Origin of the sequence: Streptomyces sp. NBC_00239, assembly GCF_036194065.1 — a bacterium.
Lineage (GTDB): Bacteria > Actinomycetota > Actinomycetes > Streptomycetales > Streptomycetaceae > Streptomyces.
The window spans coordinates 1,840,166-1,852,924 of sequence record NZ_CP108095.1 but is presented as its reverse complement, the minus strand read 5'-3'; the positions used below and the strand labels follow the sequence as shown (position 1 = coordinate 1,852,924).

Genomic DNA, 12,759 nt, shown 5'->3' with positions numbered 1-12,759 from the left:
CCGACCCGCCGTGCGGCAGGTCGGGGGCGTTCCGCCGTGGGGCCGGATCAGTCGAGGTAGTCGCGCAGCACCTGCGAGCGCGACGGGTGGCGCAGCTTGGACATCGTCTTCGACTCGATCTGACGGATCCGCTCACGGGTGACCCCGTAGACCCGGCCGATCTCGTCCAGCGTCTTCGGCTGGCCGTCGTTCAGGCCGTACCGCATGGACACGACACCGGCCTCACGCTCGGAGAGCGTGCCCAGGATCGACTGCAGCTGCTCCTGGAGGAACGTGAAGGAGACCGCGTCGGCCGGCACGACCGCCTCGGAGTCCTCGATGAGGTCACCGAACTCGCTGTCGCCCTCCTCACCCAGCGGGGTGTGCAGGGAGATCGGCTCGCGGCCGTACTTCTGGACCTCGATGACCTTCTCGGGGGTCATGTCGAGTTCCTTGCCCAGCTCCTCCGGAGTGGGCTCGCGCCCGAGGTCCTGGAGCATCTGGCGCTGCACGCGGGCGAGCTTGTTGATGATCTCGACCATGTGCACCGGGATGCGGATGGTGCGGGACTGGTCGGCCATCGCACGCGTGATCGCCTGGCGGATCCACCAGGTGGCGTACGTGGAGAACTTGAAGCCCTTGGTGTAGTCGAACTTCTCGACCGCGCGGATCAGGCCGACGTTGCCCTCCTGGATCAGGTCCAGGAACAGCATGCCGCGGCCCGTGTAGCGCTTGGCCAGCGAGACCACGAGACGGAGGTTGGCCTCCAGCAGGTGGTTCTTGGCCCGGCGGCCGTCCTCGACGAGGATCTCCAGCTCGCGCTTGAACGCGGGCTTGTGGTCCTCTTCCTCCTCCAGCTTGTACTCGGAGAAGAGACCCGCCTCGATCCGCTTGGCGAGCTCCACCTCCTGCTCGGCGTTGAGGAGCGGCACCTTGCCGATCAGCTTCAGGTAGTCCTTGACCGGGTCGGCGGTGGCGCCGGCGACCATGACCGTCTGCGCCGGGGCGTCGTCGTCGTCCTCGTCGGACAGCACGAAGCCCTGGCCGGCGCCCGCCTTGGGCGCCTCCTCCTCGGTGTCGTCGGCCAGGTCCTCGGCCCACTCCTCGCCCTCGACCTCGGGGTTCTCCGGGTCGGCGTCCTTGGCGCTGGTCTTCTTCGCAGCCGTCTTCTTCACGGCGGCGGTCTTCTTCGCAGCGGTCTTCTTGACCGTGCGCTTCTTGGGCTCGGCGGCGGTGTCGTCCGCGTCCGGCCCGGGCTCTGCCGATATCGCCGCGGCGGCGGCCGCGGGGGCGGCAGCGGTCTTGCGGGCACCGATGGGGCGGGGCGGGGCAGCCGTCTTCTTCACGGCCGTGCGAGCCGGGGCCGCGGCAGCCTTGCGCGGCTTCTTCGCGGCGGTCTTGGCGGCGGGGGCCGCGCTGACGTGCAGCGCCACGCCCTCCTCGTCCAGCACCTGGTTCAGGCTGCGCAGGACCCGCTTCCACTGGTCCACCGGGATGCGGCCGGCCTCGAAGGCCTGGCGCACGTCGTCACCGTTGATGTGACCCTGCTCGCGGCCGCGCTCTACGAGTGCGACGAGGGCCTCCGATTCGGCGATCTCCGGAGGGAACGTACGGGACGGGCTGAGCGACACAAGGAGCCTCTCGTTGCGAACAGACAAAGGACGGGCGGGACATCATCGCGCGACGGCAGGCACCCGATCCGGTCGGGGTCGGAGCACCGGGCTGCGCGAGGACGCCTGGTGGTTCATCGCATGCCCGAGTCGATTCGTTACGCGCGGAATTGAGTGACCTGCGCCACGCTGCCAACGAGCCGTCGCCAAGCTGCAAACGCCCGGCGGCCCCGGATCATTCCGGTTTGCGGGCTTCGATCAGGAATCGTGCCGTGTGAGCGACGAAGGGACCCTCGCGCTCGATCTGCTCGTGCAGGCTGCGCAGCCGGTCCCGGTGGTGGCCGACCGTGAAGCCGGGCACCATCCAGATCACCTTCCGGAGAAAGTAGATCACGGCTCCGATGTCGTGGAACTCCGTCCGCAGCCGCTCCGACCTCAGATCGACCACCTCCAGCCCCGCCGACTCCGCGTCGGCCGCCGCGTCCTCGGGATGCCGCCTGCGCCGTACGTCCTCCGGCTGCGGGCCCAGGAAGTACTCCACCAGCTCGAAGACGCTCGCAGGGCCGACCTGCTGCGAGAAGTACGTGCCCCCGGGCCGCAGCACCCGCGCGATCTCCTCCCACCAGATCGTCACCGGGTGACGGCTGGAAACGAGGTCGAAGGCCTCGTCGCCGAAGGGCAGCGGCGGCTCGTCGGAATCGGCGACGACCACCGCGCCCAGCGGGTGCAGCAGCCGGGTGGCCTTCGCGACGTTCGGCGCCCAGGACTCGGTGGCCACCGTCAGGCGGGGCAGCGGCCCGGCTCCGGCCAGCACCTCGCCGCCGCCGGTCTGGATGTCGAGGGCCGCCTCCGCGCGGGCCAGCCGCTCGCCCAGCAGGTGCTGGTAGCCCCAGGAGGGGCGCTGCTCGGTGGCACGGCCGTCGAGCCAGGAGAAGTCCCAGCCGTCGACGGAAACGGACTCGGCCTCTGCCACCAGTTTGTCGAAAACAGGAGTCATGTCTTGATCGTCCCAGTTCCCGGGTCGGCTGGGCCACCGGATTGCCATTGGGTAGGCTGGACGGCGGGCCGTGACTGGCGCTTGGGTGGATCACCACCGGGGAGCGGCCCGGCGTATTCCGGTTTCCGGCATTCCGGTTCCGGTACGTCGTTACTGCCGCGCGCCTGGGCGAACCGCGATCCCGCAGCGACGTTCAGGAGACCCCGTGACGACTGCCACGACCGACCCGACCCAGCAGAGCGCCCGCCTCATGGACGGCACCGCCGTCGCCCGGCGGATCACCGAGACCACCACCGCCCGCGCCGCCGCGATCACCGAGCGCACCGGCAAGGCCCCCTGCCTCGCGACCGTGCTCGTCGGCGAGGACCCCGCCTCCGTCACCTACGTACGGATGAAGCAGAACCGCTGCGCCAAGGCGGGCATCACCTCCCGCCACGTGGAACTGCCGGCCGAGACCACCACCGAGGAACTCGTCGCGGCGATCACCGAGCTGTCCGAGGACCCCGAGGTCAGCGGCATCCTGCTGCAGCACCCCGTGCCGCACCACATCGACGAGCGCGCCGCCTTCGAGGCCATCGCCCCCGGCAAGGACGTCGACGGCGTCACCATGCACTCGTTCGCCGCCATGGGCTTCGGGCTGCCGGGCTTCGTCTCCTGCACTCCCGGCGGCATCATGCGCCTCCTCGCCGAGTACGACGTCGACCTCACCGGCAAGCACGCCGTCGTCGTCGGCCGCAGCGCCATCCTCGGCAAGCCCGCCGGCATGCTGCTGCTGGGCCAGAACGCCACGGTCACCTACTGCCACTCCCGGACCGAGGACCTGCCCGCCATCGTCCGGCAGGCCGACGTCCTGGTCGCCGCGGTGGGCAAGGCCGAATTCATCCGCGGCGAGGACATCAAGCCCGGCGCCGTGGTCCTCGACGCCGGCTACAACGAGGGCAACGTCGGCGACGTGCACTTCCCGTCCGCCGCCGCCCGCGCCTCGCTGATCACCCCGGTCCCCGGCGGCGTCGGCCCGATGACGATCGCCGTTCTGCTGGAGCAGACCGTCCAGGCCGCCGCCACCCAGGCCGGCCTCTCCCTCGCCGACCTCACCTGATCCCCGCCCCACCCCGCACCCACGGACGCCCCGGAGCCCCAGGCCCGGGGCGTCCGCGTGTCCGGCGGGCGTCCGCGCCGCGTTCGCGGCACCGGGTGGCGCACCGGCGGCCATGACCCCGGAGGTAATCGACCGGGTTGGTGGGGGCGGGCAAGGTGGGGGCATCGGGTCCCGAGGCGGCGCACTCCGGCTCGGGATCCGGGATTCACCCCGCGTTGCCCACCCCACCCGCACCCGACCTCGACGGAGGCTGATCCGGCATGTCCGCGACCCTTGTCACCACCCTGGCCCGCACCACCGAGCCGCGCGCCGTGCTGCGGCGCTTCCTCGCCCTCGACGCCGTCGTCACCACCGCGAACGGGCTCGCCTACGCGGCGTTCTCCGCGCCGCTCGGCCGACTGCTCGGCGTCGGGCAGGAGCTGCTCCTGGGGCTCGGGATCTTCCTCGTCCTGTACGGCGCCGCCGTCGGCCGGCTCGCCTCGCGGCCGCAGCCCCCGGTCCTCGCCGTGAAGCTCGTCATCGAGGCGAACACCGCCTGGGCCGTCCTCAGTCTGCTCTCGCTCGTCCTGTGGCTCTCGCCCACCACCGCCGGAGCGGTGTGGATCCCGGCGCAGGCGGCCACCGTCGGCGGCTTCGCGCTGCTCCAGCACCTGGCGCTGCGGTCAGGGGCCGAGTGAACGCAGGTACTTCACCGTCGCCGGGTCGGCCGGCAGCATGGTCTCGATGGCCAGCTCGGCGACGGTCACGTCCATCGGCGTGTTGAACGTGGCGATCGAGGACACGAACGACAGCACCTGCCCGTCGTGCTCGATCACCAGCGGCAGTGCGAAGTACGGTACGGGATCGGCTGGTTCGGCATCCCCGGGCCGGTCGGCGACCGGGTACGCCGACACCTCCTCGTACAGCGCGCGCAGCGGCTCCGAGCGGGCCAGCGCGATCTGACGCTCCATCTGGGCCAGCAGGTGGCCGCGCCACTCCCTGAAGTTGTGGATCCGCGGCGCCAGTCCCTCGGGGTGCAGCGTGATCCGCATCGCGTTCAGCGGCGGCGCCAGCAGGTGCCCGGGCAGCCCGTCCAGGAGCATCAGGATGCCCCGATTGGCGGCGACCACGTCGTACGTCGCGTCCACGACCAGCGCCGGATACGGCTCGTACCCGGCCAGCAGCCGCTCCAGACCCTCGCGCAGCGTCCCCATCGACGGGTCGGCCAGCGGGGTCTGCGGATAGCGCGGGGCGTAACCGGCCGCCAGCAGCAGGGCGTTGCGGTCCCGCACCGGCACGTCGAGGCGGTCGGCGAGCCGCAGCAGCATCTCCTCGCTGGGCCGGGACCGCCCGGTCTCGATGAAACTGATGTGCCGGGACGAGGAGTCGGCGCGGTTCGCCAGCTCCAGCTGGCTGATCCCGCGCCGCTCCCGCCACGTGCGCAGCAGCGCACCCGCTCCCGCCGGGGTCGTCGTCACCGTCGTCATGACCGCGACCCTAGCCGAGCCGGTGTCAGCCCACGTCGAAGACGTTCCTCAGGCCCAGCCGGTAGCGCAGCCGGTCGTGCCGCCGGAACGGCTCCAGCTCCGGCGGCCGGTGCAGCGGGATGACCCGGCACCGCGCAGCCGCCGAACCGTCCCGTTCCAGAAGCGAGTTGACCGCGGCGCGGGCCGAGGCGTTCGCGCCCTCCATGGTGGCGAGGTCGATGTCGACCGACACGTAGTCCCCGCACAGGAAGAAGTTGGGGATCCGGGTGCCCGCGCTCGGCCGGTTGTGGAAGGTGCCCACCGGATGGATGAGCAGCTCGTCCTGGTTCACCGGATTCGGCGTTCCCAGCCCGTCCACGCCCGGGTCCAGGTGCCACGAGTGCAGGGCGCCGTCCCGCAGCACGGTGCGGCCCGAGTCGTTGAGCGAGGCCTTCAGCTGCGCCCACACCTCGCGGGCGACCTCCTCGCGGGAGCACTGCTTGGCCGTCTTCCCGTACAGGATCCCCGGCTTGTCCCACTCGGAGATGTCCACCGAGAGGACGTCGACGGCCGTGCCGTCGCCGTAGTCGGCCGGGAAGTCCCGGTCCGGCCAGTGCTCCGCCTGCTGGATGGCCGTCAACGACCAGGGGGAGTCAACGCAGTTGAGGTGTCCGTGGACGAGCGGGGCGCGTTCCGTCAGATAGAACTGGATGCCGGTCATCCAGTCCGTCTCCAGCCGGTCGCAGCGGCCCAGCATCGGGTCGGCGGCCCGCAGGGCCGGACCCCAGGTGCGCCGCGCGTGCTCCACCGGCAGCGCGGAGACGTAGTGGTCGGCGGTCACGGTCTGCACGGCTCCGCCCGGGTCCACGACGGTGACCCCGCCGACCCGGCCGTCCGCGTACCGGACCTCCCGTACGGTCCAGCCGATCCTGAACTCGACGCCCAGCGACCGCAGATGGGCCTCCCAGGGGTCGATCCACGCCTCGTTCGTCGGCAGGCTCAGGATCCGGTCCGGCGGGCCGTCCGCGCCGCGGCCCAGCAGGTTGAAGACGAACGCCTCGCCGAGGGTGCCCACCGTGCGGGTCGACGCCTCCTCGGCCTTCGTGGCCACGATGTTGCGCGTCACGCCGACCGCGAGGATCCGCTGGTACTCGTACGACATCTGCGCCGCCCGGGTGAACTCCCACCAGGGGGTGTGCTCCCACACCTCGTCGCGCCGCTCGTCGCAACTCGTCGCGAACACCAGCGCCCGGTCGACGAAGTAGGCCGTCTCGTGCAGCGGCAGCCGTACGAAGGTCTGCAGCAGGCCGGTCAGCGCCCGGCGCAGCTCGTCCGGGCTCAGGTCCGCCGCGCGGTGCCCCGGCCACGGGATCGGCCCGCGCAGGTCCTCGCGGCCGCCGGCGCGCGCGAACATCATCTCGGGCGGTGCGACCAGGTTGTCCCAGACCCCGTTCGCCTTGCCGGGGAAGGGGATCCGCCGCATCGTGTCCGGCAGGTTGTGGTAGATGCCCGGAATGAAGCGGAAGCCGTGCTCGGCCGGCAGGGGCCGGCGGCCGCCGCGGGCACTGTCCGGCACGCCCATGCTGCGCGCCTTGCCGCCCAGTGCCCGGCGCTCGTACACGGTCACGGCGTAGCCGCGCTCCGCGAGTTCGTGGGCGGCGGTGAGTCCGGCGACACCGCCGCCGAGCACGGCGACCCGCCTGCCCGCCGGTGACGCGGCCGCCGCCGCGGCGGCCTCGCCGGCCGTGCCCGCGAGAGTCGTGGCCGCCGCCGTGCCCGCGGCGACACCTGCGATGAACTTACGTCTCGACGTCATGCGCCCTCCCCTGCTACCGCCGGTAACACTTGCGTTCGGCGCAGGAGCTTAGGGCGGTCACACGCGTCGCGGAAGGCACAGAAGGACCCCGCCGCACTATGGCGCGAAAGCTCCCCACGGCATGCCGTGTGGCACGCTGAGTGCTTCACCGATCACGGGAGGAGACGCACATGGCGAACGAGCCGCTGTCCCAGAAGGAGATCGAGGACCGGCTGCGGGAACTGCCCGGCTGGTCGCAGGAAGGCGACCGGATCGCCCGGACGTACGCGCTCGGGTCGCACTTCGCGGCGGCGGCGCTGGTGGTGGGCATTGCCGCCGTGCAGGACGAACTCGGCCATCACAGTGACCTGACGCTCGGTTACCGCTCGGTGCGGCTCACCGTGAACACGCATGACGCCGGGGGTGCGGTGACCGCGCAGGACTTCGCCCTGGCCGAACGCGTCGAGTCCCTCGCCCCGGCCCACGGCGCGGCCTGATGCCCCTCGCCGACGCCCTGAACGGCGACCTCCAGCCTCGCCGGCTGACTGTGACGCGCCTCGGGCTTCGCCGATGGCCTGGACGGCGACCCCCTGCCTCCCCGGCCGGCTGGGACGCGCCTTCGGCCTCGCCGATGGCCTGAGGGGCAACCTCCAGCCTCGCCGGCGTTTGAGGCGCGGGTCCGGGCGGAGCCCGGTGCCCGGCGGAGCCGGGTTGCAGTCCTGGGGCTCCGCCCCAGACCCCGCGCCTCAAACGCCGGCGAGGCTGGGAGTTGCCCAAGTGTCCGCCTCAAGCCCCGGCGAGGCTGGGAGTTGCCCAAGTGTCCGCCTCAAGCGCCGGCGAGGCTGAAAGTTGCGCACCAGCGCACCAGCGCACCGACAAGGCCGGGGTCAGGACCAGGCGCCTGTTGTGGCGGCGGTGTGGGCGTAGGCGGTGAAGGGTTGGGGGTCGCGGCCGAGGGCGCGCTTGACGCCGTCCGTCACCGGCGTGTTGTGCCCGTCCAGCAACGCCGTGAACAGGCCCGCGAGGAAGGCGGATTCCCCGGCCGGCAGTCCGAAACCCACGAGCAGCTCCGCGTACTGCGCCCCGGACACCGGCACGTACCGGATGTCGCGCCCCGCCGCCCGCCCGATCTCGGCCACCGCCTCCCCGAAGGTGAGTGCCCGCGGCCCGGTCACCTCGTGCACCACCCCGGCCCGCGCGTCCCCGGTGAGCGCGGCCACCACCACGTCCGCGAGGTCGTCCGCGAGGATGAACGGCTCGGCCACCTCCCCCGCAGGGAAGGGGAGTTCACCGGCGAGGATGCCGTCCACCAACAGCCCCTCGCTGAAGTTCTCGGCGAAGAAGCTCGCCCGTACCACCGTCACCTCCGCCCCCGACTCCCGCAACGCCGCCTCGGCGGCCTCGGCCTGCGGCTCCCCGCGGCCCGACAGCAGCACCAGCCGCCGTACGCCCTGCGCCACCGCCAGCCGGCCGAACTCCCGCAGCGCGGGCGCCGCGGTCGGCGCCGCGAGGTCCGGAACGTACGCCACGTACGCCCGGTCCACGCCCCGCAGCGCCGGCCCCCACGTCGAGGCGTCCGCCCAGTCGAAGCGGACCTCGCCGTCGCGGGACGCGCTGCGGGTTCCCGCCCGTACGGTGCGGCCGCGCGCCGCCAGCCGCTCCGCCACCCGGCGGCCCGTCTTGCCCGTCGCCGCCGTCACCAGAACCGTCTCGTGCTTCGTGTTCTCCGTCATGGCTCCAGACTGGCTGCTGCTGCCTGGACGATCCATGTTCCGAAGGCTTGTCCGCATGTCCGTGCGTCCACGACCGGGCGCGCTTACGCTCGACGCCATGGACGCGTTGACAGGACTGCTGAACGGGCCCCGCGCGCAAGGCGCCTTCATCCTGCGGATGGTCATGCAGGCGCCGTGGTCGGTGCGGATCGAGGACCGGGCGCCCTTGTGCCTGATGCTCGTGCGGCGCGGCGAGGCGTGGATCGAACCCGAGGACGGGCCGCCGGTCCGACTCACCCCCGGCGACGCGGCCATCGCGCGCGGCCCCGCCCCGTACACCGTCTGCGACCGGCCCGGCACCCCGCCGCGCGTGACCGTCGACGCCGACGGGCAGTGCACCGGCCCGGCGGGCGAGCCGCTCGGCTCCGTGATGCAGCTCGGCGTACGCACCTGGGGCGACCGCGCCGACGGGGACACCGCGCTGCTGGTGGGCACGTACCGGATGGAGGGCGAGATCGGCGGCCGGCTGCTCCAGGCCCTGCCGCCCCTGCTGACCGTGCCCGCGGGGCTCGGCGACTGCCCGTTCGGGCCGCTGCTCGACGCGGAGATCGCCAAGGAGCGGCCGGGCCAGGAGATCGTGCTCGACCGGCTCCTCGACCTGATGCTGATCGACGTGCTGCGGACCTGGTTCTCCCGTCCGGAGGGCGAACCCCCGGGCTGGTACCGGGCGTTGGCCGACCCGGTGATCGGCGGTGCGCTGCGGCTGCTCCAGGACGAGCCGGCCCGGCCGTGGACGGTGGCCTCGCTGGCCGCCGCCGTCGGGCTGTCCCGGGCGGCGTTCGCGCGCCGGTTCACCGAGCTGGTGGGAGAGCCGCCGATGGCCTACCTGACCGGCTGGCGGCTCTCCTTGGCCGCGGACCTGCTGCGGGACACGGACGACACGGTGGAGGCGGTGGCCCGCAAGGTCGGCTACAGCGGTTCGTTCGCGCTGAGTTCGGCCTTCAAGCGGGTCCGGGGCATCAGCCCGAGCCACCACCGGGACGCTGACCGGCACCGGGATCCGGGCCGGCGCCGGGAGCGGGTGTGACCGGCTCCAGCCGCCACCACTGGGACGGCGAGTCGGTGTCCTCCCACTGCCGGATGCCGGCGCCCTCGGCGAGGCTGCCGTCGGCCACCTCCAGCAGCAGGCCGCTCACCCAACTCACCAGCACCACCACGTCGTTGCGGGTCGGATCGCCGAGCAGCCGCTCGACGATCCACTCCTGCGCGCCGTAGTTGTTCGCCTTCCACTGCTGGACGGTGGCGCCGTTCTCCGTCGACGCGCCCGTGACGTCGAGCCGCTTGCCGCTGTGCACGTTCACCAGGTGGTACAGCCCGCCGCCGGAATGCACCGGGGCGAGCTGCCACTGCTGGGCGGCCGCACCGGCCGCCGCCGGGCCCTGCCGCACCTTGGCGCCGCTGCCCTTCGAGCCGCCCGGCACCTCCAGCACCAGGCCGCTCGCCACGTTGCGCAGCAGGTAGACGCCCGGGCTCAGCGGCGCCGGAGCCGGGTCAGGCCGGTGCCCCGGGCGAGCCGGGCCGCCTTCCGGCGCGCCCACGCCCTTCAATTCCAGTCGAAGTCGTCCGGGTCCGGCCCGATGCGCTTGCCGGCGTCCAGGGCGTCGAGCGCGGCCAGGTCCGCGGCGTCCAGCTCGAAGCCGAACACGTCGAGGTTTTCGCGGATCCGGGACGGGGTCACCGACTTCGGGATCGCGATGGTGCCCAGCTGCAGGTGCCAGCGCAGCACGACCTGCGCGGCGGTGCGGCCGTGCTTCTCGGCGGCGGCCAGCACTGCCGGGGCGGCCAGCAGCTCCTTGCCCTGGCCGAGCGGGGACCAGGCCTCGGTGGCGATGCCGTACTCGGCGTGCACGGCGCGCAGCTCGGGCTGGGCCAGGAAGGGGTGCAGCTCGACCTGGTTGACCGCCGGGACGAGGCCGCTCTCGGAGCGCAGCCGCTCCAGGTGGGCGGGCTTGAAGTTCGACACGCCGACGGCCTTGGCCCGGCCGCTCGCCGCGATCTCCTCGAAGGCCTTCCAGATGGCGGGGTAGTCGCCGCGCATCGGGCGCGGCCAGTGGATCAGGTACAGGTCCACGTAGTCGAGGCCGAGCCGCCCCAGCGAGGCGTCGAACTCGCGGAGCACATTGTCCCGGCCCCAGCTCTCGGTGCCGCTGTTCCACAGCTTCGTGGTGATGAACAGCTCCTCGCGGGGCAGCCCGGAGTCCGCGAGCGCCTTGCCGGTGCCGGTCTCGTTCTCGTACACGGACGCCGTGTCGATGCTGCGGTATCCGGCCTCCAGCGCGGTGCCGACGGCGGCGGCCGCCTCGTCGTCCGGCACCTGCCAGACGCCGAAGCCGAGCTGCGGCATGAGCGTGCCGTTGTTGAGCTTGATGGTGGGGACCTGGTTCACGTCGGACCGTTTCCTCGCGTCGTCGTCGTGCGCGTACGGGGGCGGCAACCGGCGGGAACGGGGTCGTATTCCCGCCACCGCGTCCGCGATCGCGGGAATACGACCCCGGCCACCACGGTCCGCGTGTGCGCCGGCACGAGGGCGGTCTACCCGAGCCGCCGCACGGCCGGTGCTCCCGCGCCACCACCGACCGGCGTGCCCGCGCCGCCGCACGACCGGCGCTCCCGCGCCGTACCGACCGGCGCTCCCGGCGCCGTCAGGACGCCCGTCCCAGGTACGCCTCCCGGACGCCCGGATCCGCGCGCACCTCGGCCGGGGTGCCCTCGGCCAGGACCCGGCCCAGGTCGAGTACGACCACCCGCGCGCACAGCTCCATGACGAAGGCGACGTTGTGCTCGACCAGCAGCACCGCGCAGCCGTCCGCCGCGGCCAGCCGCACCACCTCCGCCAGCCGGGCCCGCTCGGGCGCCGACATCCCGGAGGCCGGCTCGTCGAGGAGCAGCACGCGCGGCGGGTCGGCCAGGGCGCGCGCCAGTTCCACCATCCGGGCTCGCCCGACCGGCAGCCCGCCCGCGTACGCGTCCCCGAGCGGCGCCAGCCCGCACTCCGCGAGCACGACCGCGGCCCGGTCCCGGCGGGCCCGCCGCTCCGACGGGCGCAGGGCGCCGCCGCGCCACTCCTGTGCGACGAGGAGGTTGTCGGCGACCGTGAGCTGGCCGAAGAGCTGCTGCCGCTGGAAGGTGCGGCGCATCCCGTGGCGGGCCCGCCACACGGGTGAGCGCCGGGTGACGTCGCGGCCGTCCAGCAGCACCTGTCCGCGGTCCGGGCGGCGGATCCCGGACACCACGTCGAAGAGGGTGGTCTTGCCGGCGCCGTTCGGCCCGATCAGCCCGCACACCTCGCCCGGGCGCAGCGCCAGCGACACCTCGGCCAGCGCCCGCACCCCGCCGAAGCGGACTCCCACGCCGTGTACCTCCAGTGCCGGGTTCATCGGACCATCCCCAGGTAGGCGTCGGTGAGACGGTCAGCTTCCACGTCGGCGCGCGGGCCGCACCAGGAGATCCGGCCCTCCTCGAGGTACGCCACGGTGTCGGCGACCCCGAGGATCTCGGCGGCCTTCTCCTCGACGAGCAGCAGGGCGCTGCCGACCTCCCGGAGCTCGGCGAGCAGCGCGTACACCTCGTCCACCACCCGCGGGGCGAGGCCGAGCGAGGGCTCGTCGGCGATCAGGATCCTGGGCGGGCGCTGGAGCAGCGGGGCCAGGGCGAGGAGCTGCTGCTCGCCGCCCGAGAGCGCGCCGGCGGCCACCGAGCGCCGTTCCGCGAGCCGTGGGAAGCGGGCGTAGACGGCCTCCCGGTCGGCGGCGCGGGTGAGGTGCAGCGCGAGGTTCTCGGCGATGCTCAGGCCGGGGAAGATGCCGCGGCCCTCGGGTGCCAGCAGCACCCCGCCCCGGGCCCGGGACACGGGCCCCTCACCGGTCCGGTCCCGGCCCTCGACGCGGACGTGGCCGCGGGTCGCGCCGAGGGCTCCGGCGGCGACCCGGCACAGGGTGCTCTTCCCGGCGCCGTTGGGGCCGAGCAGGGCGAGGATCTCGCCGGGCCGCACCCGCAGGTCCACCCCGCGCAGCACGGTCCCGCCGTCGTACCCGGCCCACACCCCGCCGAGCTCCAGCGCGA

12 protein-coding genes, 1 pseudogene and 1 riboswitch are annotated in these 12,759 nt (G+C 73.1%); of the genes and pseudogenes, 4 read left to right on the top strand and 9 right to left on the bottom strand.

Features of this window, described 5'->3' with window-relative positions; all coding sequences use genetic code 11:
- Positions 1-47: 47 nt before the first annotated feature.
- Both OG764_RS08085 and OG764_RS08080 read right to left on the bottom strand, forming a co-directional pair.
- Entirely contained in the window at positions 48-1,610 is a 1,563-nt protein-coding gene (locus tag OG764_RS08085) for an RNA polymerase sigma factor (protein WP_328967716.1), read from the bottom strand.
- A gap of 214 nt (positions 1,611-1,824) precedes the next feature.
- Positions 1,825-2,586: a class I SAM-dependent methyltransferase gene (locus OG764_RS08080; RefSeq protein WP_328967715.1), complete on the bottom strand. Its 762-nt coding sequence runs from the start codon at positions 2,584-2,586 to the stop codon at positions 1,825-1,827.
- 60 nt (positions 2,587-2,646) lie between these two features.
- Positions 2,647-2,763: riboswitch (ZMP/ZTP riboswitch) on the top strand.
- A gap of 73 nt (positions 2,764-2,836) precedes the next feature.
- Here OG764_RS08080 and OG764_RS08075 point away from each other — a divergent pair.
- On the top strand, positions 2,837-3,685 hold the full coding sequence (locus OG764_RS08075; RefSeq protein WP_328972916.1) for a bifunctional 5,10-methylenetetrahydrofolate dehydrogenase/5,10-methenyltetrahydrofolate cyclohydrolase: 849 nt from the start codon (positions 2,837-2,839) through the stop codon (positions 3,683-3,685).
- Positions 3,686-3,945: 260 nt separating this feature from the next.
- Positions 3,946-4,362 (top strand): hypothetical protein, encoded by a 417-nt coding sequence (locus OG764_RS08070; protein WP_328967714.1) that lies wholly within the window; start codon positions 3,946-3,948, stop codon positions 4,360-4,362.
- Here OG764_RS08070 and OG764_RS08065 read toward each other — a convergent pair.
- Positions 4,348-5,151 carry a helix-turn-helix domain-containing protein gene (locus OG764_RS08065; protein ID WP_328967713.1) on the bottom strand — a complete coding sequence of 268 codons (804 nt, stop codon included), beginning with the start codon at positions 5,149-5,151 and terminating at the stop codon, positions 4,348-4,350. The two genes, OG764_RS08070 and OG764_RS08065, sit on opposite strands and share 15 nt — an antisense overlap.
- Positions 5,152-5,176: 25 nt before the next feature.
- Positions 5,177-6,946, bottom strand: a complete 1,770-nt coding sequence (locus OG764_RS08060; protein WP_328967712.1) for a hydroxysqualene dehydroxylase — start codon at positions 6,944-6,946, stop codon at positions 5,177-5,179.
- 170 nt (positions 6,947-7,116) lie between these two features.
- On the opposite strand from OG764_RS08060, the gene OG764_RS08055 reads away from it, so the two are divergent.
- Positions 7,117-7,422, top strand: a complete 306-nt coding sequence (locus OG764_RS08055) for a 4a-hydroxytetrahydrobiopterin dehydratase (RefSeq protein WP_328967711.1) — start codon at positions 7,117-7,119, stop codon at positions 7,420-7,422.
- Positions 7,423-7,812: 390 nt separating this feature from the next.
- Here OG764_RS08055 and OG764_RS08050 read toward each other — a convergent pair whose 3' ends face one another.
- Complete coding sequence (locus tag OG764_RS08050) at positions 7,813-8,658, bottom strand: NAD(P)H-binding protein (protein WP_328967710.1); 846 nt, start codon at positions 8,656-8,658, stop codon at positions 7,813-7,815.
- Positions 8,659-8,755: 97 nt separating this feature from the next.
- Between OG764_RS08050 and OG764_RS08045 the strand changes: the two genes are divergently transcribed.
- Entirely contained in the window at positions 8,756-9,724 is a 969-nt protein-coding gene (locus OG764_RS08045; RefSeq protein WP_328967709.1) for an AraC family transcriptional regulator, read from the top strand.
- Here the strand turns inward: OG764_RS08045 and OG764_RS08040 are convergent.
- The 4 genes and pseudogenes from OG764_RS08040 to OG764_RS41715 all read right to left on the bottom strand — a co-directional run.
- Positions 9,657-10,235, bottom strand: a complete 579-nt coding sequence (locus tag OG764_RS08040; protein ID WP_328967708.1) for an RICIN domain-containing protein — start codon at positions 10,233-10,235, stop codon at positions 9,657-9,659. The two genes, OG764_RS08045 and OG764_RS08040, sit on opposite strands and share 68 nt — an antisense overlap.
- Before the next feature lie 5 nt (positions 10,236-10,240).
- Positions 10,241-11,083 (bottom strand): aldo/keto reductase, encoded by an 843-nt coding sequence (locus OG764_RS08035; RefSeq protein WP_328967707.1) that lies wholly within the window; start codon positions 11,081-11,083, stop codon positions 10,241-10,243.
- A 256-nt stretch (positions 11,084-11,339) separates the two neighbouring features.
- On the bottom strand, positions 11,340-12,074 hold the full coding sequence (locus OG764_RS08030) for an ABC transporter ATP-binding protein (RefSeq protein ID WP_328967706.1): 735 nt from the start codon (positions 12,072-12,074) through the stop codon (positions 11,340-11,342).
- Positions 12,071-12,694: pseudogene (locus OG764_RS41715) on the bottom strand (ABC transporter ATP-binding protein); the annotation flags it as partial. The gene OG764_RS08030 and the pseudogene OG764_RS41715, both read right to left, overlap by 4 nt.
- Positions 12,695-12,759: the final 65 nt, after the last annotated feature.

Excerpts from the sequence above, each read along its gene's own strand:
- OG764_RS08080 (WP_328967715.1), bottom strand. The coding sequence starts at position 2,586 with ATGACTCCTGTTTTCGACAAACTGGTGGCAGAGGCCGAGTCCGTTTCC.
- OG764_RS08075 (WP_328972916.1), top strand. The coding sequence starts at position 2,837 with ATGGACGGCACCGCCGTCGCCCGGCGGATCACCGAGACCACCACCGCC.
- OG764_RS08070 (WP_328967714.1), top strand. The coding sequence starts at position 3,946 with ATGTCCGCGACCCTTGTCACCACCCTGGCCCGCACCACCGAGCCGCGC.
- OG764_RS08065 (WP_328967713.1), bottom strand. The coding sequence starts at position 5,151 with ATGACGACGGTGACGACGACCCCGGCGGGAGCGGGTGCGCTGCTGCGC.
- OG764_RS08060 (WP_328967712.1), bottom strand. The coding sequence starts at position 6,946 with ATGACGTCGAGACGTAAGTTCATCGCAGGTGTCGCCGCGGGCACGGCG.
- OG764_RS08055 (WP_328967711.1), top strand. The coding sequence starts at position 7,117 with ATGGCGAACGAGCCGCTGTCCCAGAAGGAGATCGAGGACCGGCTGCGG.
- OG764_RS08050 (WP_328967710.1), bottom strand. The coding sequence starts at position 8,658 with ATGACGGAGAACACGAAGCACGAGACGGTTCTGGTGACGGCGGCGACG.
- OG764_RS08045 (WP_328967709.1), top strand. The coding sequence starts at position 8,756 with ATGGACGCGTTGACAGGACTGCTGAACGGGCCCCGCGCGCAAGGCGCC.
- OG764_RS08030 (WP_328967706.1), bottom strand. The coding sequence starts at position 12,074 with ATGAACCCGGCACTGGAGGTACACGGCGTGGGAGTCCGCTTCGGCGGG.